Raw genomic sequence first — 4,525 nt, forward strand, 5'->3', positions numbered from 1 at the left:
CACTAAACGAAACTTGACAAAGATTTCAAAAAAGTTTCGTGGGCAGCCTTGACAGACAATTGATGGACTTGTATGATAAAGGAAATTTTAGGAGGAGGCGATGTTATATGCGTACGAACATGAATGGATGGGTTCAGCAGCAGAATGACTTGTCTCCCGCACGGACGATGCACGGTTAAAGACTGTATAGATCTATAGTCTTGGCTTAGCAGTTGGTTGGCAGTAGAACCAACGAAATCCGCAGGGAGTGATTCCCTGCGGATTTTTTATGGTTAGGCGTCTTGTTATCCAGTTGCTGGTTCTGGGGAGTGGTCTGTGAAGACTGCTTGCTTAAGTGAACGAACGGATCACATCGGCCTGAATCGTATACCCTCCGCAGGGAAACCCCTGCGGATTTTTTGCGTTGTTTGCATGCGGGGAGAAAAATGTATACCGATCGATCGAATAACACTACGATCAAAAAAATAATAATGATTTCAGGAGGAAAACAATGAGTATACATGAATACGGTTGGTCTGATTACTGGAACGGTTTTTGGGACCAATGGAAGCAAAGTTTTGAGGAACGCGTAGGAAATACACAGGTACGTCCTGCCCGCTTGATTGCCGATTATGGACAAAAGGTGAAGCTTATCACAATGGATGGAGAACGCTGGGGAGCGGCTTCAGGTAAGCTACGACATGCTATTGTCGATCCGGCGGAAATGCCTGCCGTAGGGGACTGGCTAGCAATCACTACGCCAGATGAAGTGTCGGATGCAGTCATCCATGCCGTCTTGCCACGGAAAAGTCGAATATCTAGACAGGCCGCGGGCTTTGAGACGAAGGAACAGCTGATCGCTACCAATGTGGATACGTTGTTCCTTGTTAATGCGTTGAATCATGATTTTAATATGCGCAGACTGGAACGGTATTTAATTATGGCTTGGAACAGCGGGGTAAACCCAGTTGTCGTTTTGAGTAAGAGTGATCTTTGTGAAGATGTCGAACAACGGGTTGCTGAAGCGGAGGGAGTTGCCCCTGGTGTACCTGTTATCGTTATTTCTGCTTTGCAGAACGAAGGCAGAGAGCAACTGGAGGCGTTTCTTCAACCTGGCTGTACAGTTGCTTTGACAGGCTCTTCCGGTAGTGGAAAATCCACGATAGTAAACTGGCTCTCCGGATCTGAAGTTCAACTGACACAGGATGTGAGGGAGGAAGACAGTCGAGGCAGGCACACCACCACTCACCGACAGCTTTTTCCCATCGCAAAGCAAGCCGTTTTGCTGGATACACCTGGTATGCGCGAGTTAAATCTGTGGGATGATTCCATGGGTGTCGCTCATACCTTTACGGATATTATGGAAACGGCGCAGCAGTGCCGTTTTGCAGATTGCAAGCATAAGGGCGAAGCTGGATGTGCAGTGGAGGAAGCTATAGAGAGAGGGAAATTGTCGGAATCCAGAGTGAACAATTATCGCAAAATGCAGCGGGAACTGGAATATCAGGCGCGTAAGGAGGCTGACCGGCGCAGGAAAGATAGCCGTTCAAGCACAACCCCGGGTCGTAGGGATCAGCGAAGCGGCTGGCGACGTGATGTGGAGTGGTAAGCCGAACTGCAGTGAAGCATCAAGTGTAAAAATATAAGAAAATCTATGTTGTAGTCGGCATAGGGTATAAAGGGGTGAATATATGCCGAACTACAGCATTGTGGTGGATTTATCGGATCGTCGTTTATATTTGAAAGATGGAGATCAGATTGTTCTTAGTTATCCAGTCGGTATTGGCAAGCTGGCTACACAGACACCGCATGGGCAATTTACGATTATTAACAAACAGCCCAATCCCGGCGGCCCTTTCGGAGCGTTCTGGATGGGGCTGTCCAAGCCGCATTATGGCATTCACGGCACCAATGAGCCATGGTCCATTGGCAAGATGGTGTCACATGGCTGCATTCGAATGCAGAATAAGGATGTGCTTGAGCTTCAGGAAAAGGTAAGTATAGGCACGCCAGTCACGATACAGCCGTAGCGGCTAGACGACACTAGATTCTGTATCTACTCAGACGTGGATACCGCGTCATAGGCTGTATCTGTGAAGCGTATTTCATGGCGAACGGCCGTAACTTTAAGTTAGATGCTGTGTTTAGTTACGATTTGGGTTGGATAGGGATACGGGCTTCAATTTGTTTGTAGCCCTCTTTGTCGTCTGCGGATTTGACTAACGGTCCCGAAAGACGTTCTCCTTGTGTACCATACGCCTGTTTGGCGTTGGTCCACATATCTTCGTTTGGTTCGAAACTTATGACTATGGTGTAACGGTTGGCAAGGCTCGGCTTTTTGACCCTCATGCTGAAGGAGCCGTCAGGCATAACTTTGGTTTGATCATCATAGCCAAACTGCCATCGTCCCGGAAAATCAATCGTGAGTTTGACGTCTGACCCTTCCAGCAAATTGCTGCGCGCATATACATGATAATAGTTACCTTCTTGCTTCACATCAGGCTTAATCCACACTTGAGGGCTACCGTAGTCCTTAGGTTTGTTCCAGACGGGCTTAACTAAAGGGGTATTGCGTTCTTGTTCAGGATCAAATTCAGCCCCAATCCGAACTTCATGCAAAAGCTGTTTGTTTTCTTCGTATTGATATACATAAGGACCTTCCAATTTGTTGCCACCGCTGCCATACAGATTTCGTATCTCATTGTCTTGGTCATCCGGACGGAACAGAACAGTCAGATCCATACTGCCCTGTATTCCAGGGCGTTGCACTCGGAGTACAAAACTTCCGTCCTTTTGAATAGTGGTCTCATCCGTGTACCCAGTTAACAGGGAGTTTTTGACCGCAAGATTCCCTTTGATCCGTGCTCCGGCTGGGAGGTTGGAATGTCCTGTAACTTTCACGGTATTTTTATCAATGCTAACGCCACCTGATATTTCGACATAGCTGCTGCCTTGCTGATGAACAGGTGTATGATTGGCAGCTCTTTCATCAAGGGATGATGCGCCTTGGTTGGGATTACCCGTTACGGTGTAGGCACGTGCTTCAGCTTCATGTTGGGCCATACTCCGGGTTGAAGCTTTTTCCCTGCTGCATGCAGCCAGCATCGTTAGGATTAAGAATGCACATAAAAGGTTCCAGCCTATTTTAGTAATCATGTGTTTACTCATGGTTTCTGCTCGCTCCTTGTCCATAGCTTCCAGGCTTAACGTGATAAAATTTTCGAAACTTTATGTATTTACCCTAATTAAAGGGTATGTAATCCCGCCTGCTTTATCCTATAAGGAACGTACCTGTTTAAACAACGTACAGAATGGTTAAAAATGGATAGCCTGATCATCCCCTTGAAAAGCAGGGGCAGCTTGCTGTAAAGGAGCCTGAGTCATATGTCCATTGACCGTTTTATCTTAAAAAAGCTGGACAACTGCCGGGAAGAGCATACACGCGCTAATTTACTAGAACTGTTTAGAATACGGATTGAGAAGGCGCAGAATAAGGAACGAGGCGGTAAAAAAGGTTATCGCAGAATACTTTAAATAGAGTCTGATCAAATGCATAAGCTGCGGTAAGTCACATGTATCATGTTTCAAAGCTGCTGATATGGAGAGGGTGCTGAAATGCCCCTCTCTTTTTTGTGTCTAATGTGGACAAAAAAAAGTCCCTCTTAATAGAGGGACAATGCCAATGAATCATTTTCACTAACGCTATGCAGGATGGCTTCACAACCGACAATCTCTATACTGATCAAAGAGTTAAGACATTTTTGAAGGGCACGTTTGCCGCTGGAGATTTTATTCTCCAAAGTGTTACTTAGAAGTTTTAAAGTTTTTTGTACCGGTTGCTTATTTTCTTGATTGAAGTATACGGGAATACGTTTGTTTTGAAATGTAATTAATGTTCTCACAAAAATCACCTCGCCTGAGTTATTTCATGGCTTTATTGTAGTGCCCGTTTCTTAAAATTACCTTAAAAACACCTTATAAAAACATAAAGGTCTGAAAAATTTACAAAGTGTTCACAACAATCTAGGGAATAATCGAATTTAGTTCTAACTAATCGACAAAATGACGTATATAGCCGTATTAGAAACGATTAAATACATATTATTGATACCAATGACTCTACTAATGTGAGAGAATATGACTAAAGTCGCTGTTTTATTTTTAGAGTGGGTATTTTGTAACAAATTGACAGTCTAATAGTCGGATGCTACAGTTACGATAGCCATATTTCCGTTGAAATAGGCTTTTTGCGTGAACTTTGCCATATATTAAGGATCGGGAGGGATGACAGATGATCCTGACCGTGCTTTCAGGACGACAGGAAACAGAGTGGTTTGACATCGAGGTAGCTGATGAATACTCGGTGGAACATTTAAAGTTGATGCTGGGTGTGCGCATTTTCGGCGAGCCTCCGGCGGAAGGCATGCAATATATTATGGAAGCAAAGTTCCCGGAAGGGCTTTGGTTCAGGGTGGGGGATAACCAGCTACTCACAGGATCAGGCTTACGGGAAGGCTGTACTGTGCGTATTCAGCGCGCTTTTTCG

At 45.1% G+C, this 4,525-nt stretch carries 6 protein-coding genes; 4 read left to right on the top strand and 2 right to left on the bottom strand.

From position 1 onward, the window contains the following. The first annotated feature begins 490 nt into the window (after positions 1-490). Both rsgA and GRP75_RS19700 read left to right on the top strand, forming a co-directional pair. Positions 491-1,588 (top strand): ribosome small subunit-dependent GTPase A, encoded by a 1,098-nt coding sequence (gene rsgA, locus GRP75_RS19695; protein WP_160790132.1) that lies wholly within the window; start codon positions 491-493, stop codon positions 1,586-1,588. A gap of 82 nt (positions 1,589-1,670) precedes the next feature. Beyond that, complete coding sequence (locus tag GRP75_RS19700; protein WP_023988260.1) at positions 1,671-2,009, top strand: L,D-transpeptidase; 339 nt, start codon at positions 1,671-1,673, stop codon at positions 2,007-2,009. 118 nt (positions 2,010-2,127) lie between these two features. On the opposite strand, the gene GRP75_RS19705 is transcribed toward GRP75_RS19700, so the two are convergent. After that, complete coding sequence (locus tag GRP75_RS19705; protein ID WP_237449111.1) at positions 2,128-3,147, bottom strand: flagellar motor protein MotB; 1,020 nt, start codon at positions 3,145-3,147, stop codon at positions 2,128-2,130. 216 nt (positions 3,148-3,363) lie between these two features. On the opposite strand from GRP75_RS19705, the gene GRP75_RS29295 reads away from it, so the two are divergent. Beyond that, a complete protein-coding gene (locus GRP75_RS29295) occupies positions 3,364-3,513 on the top strand; it encodes a hypothetical protein (RefSeq protein WP_023988262.1) in 150 nt (49 codons plus the stop codon). A gap of 128 nt (positions 3,514-3,641) precedes the next feature. Here GRP75_RS29295 and GRP75_RS19710 read toward each other — a convergent pair whose 3' ends face one another. After that, positions 3,642-3,881 carry a hypothetical protein gene (locus tag GRP75_RS19710; protein WP_013370782.1) on the bottom strand — a complete coding sequence of 80 codons (240 nt, stop codon included), beginning with the start codon at positions 3,879-3,881 and terminating at the stop codon, positions 3,642-3,644. A gap of 389 nt (positions 3,882-4,270) precedes the next feature. Between GRP75_RS19710 and GRP75_RS19715 the strand changes: the two genes are divergently transcribed. Then, positions 4,271-4,525: hypothetical protein (locus GRP75_RS19715; protein ID WP_160790133.1), on the top strand; the 255-nt coding region annotated here is incomplete at its 3' end.

This window comes from Paenibacillus sp. OT2-17, assembly GCF_009827695.1.
Lineage (GTDB): Bacteria > Bacillota > Bacilli > Paenibacillales > Paenibacillaceae > Paenibacillus > Paenibacillus polymyxa_B.

Coding starts and splice junctions, on each gene's coding strand:
- rsgA (WP_160790132.1), top strand. CDS start 491: ATGAGTATACATGAATACGGTTGGTCTGATTACTGGAACGGTTTTTGG.
- GRP75_RS19700 (WP_023988260.1), top strand. CDS start 1,671: ATGCCGAACTACAGCATTGTGGTGGATTTATCGGATCGTCGTTTATAT.
- GRP75_RS19705 (WP_237449111.1), bottom strand. CDS start 3,147: ATGAGTAAACACATGATTACTAAAATAGGCTGGAACCTTTTATGTGCA.
- GRP75_RS29295 (WP_023988262.1), top strand. CDS start 3,364: ATGTCCATTGACCGTTTTATCTTAAAAAAGCTGGACAACTGCCGGGAA.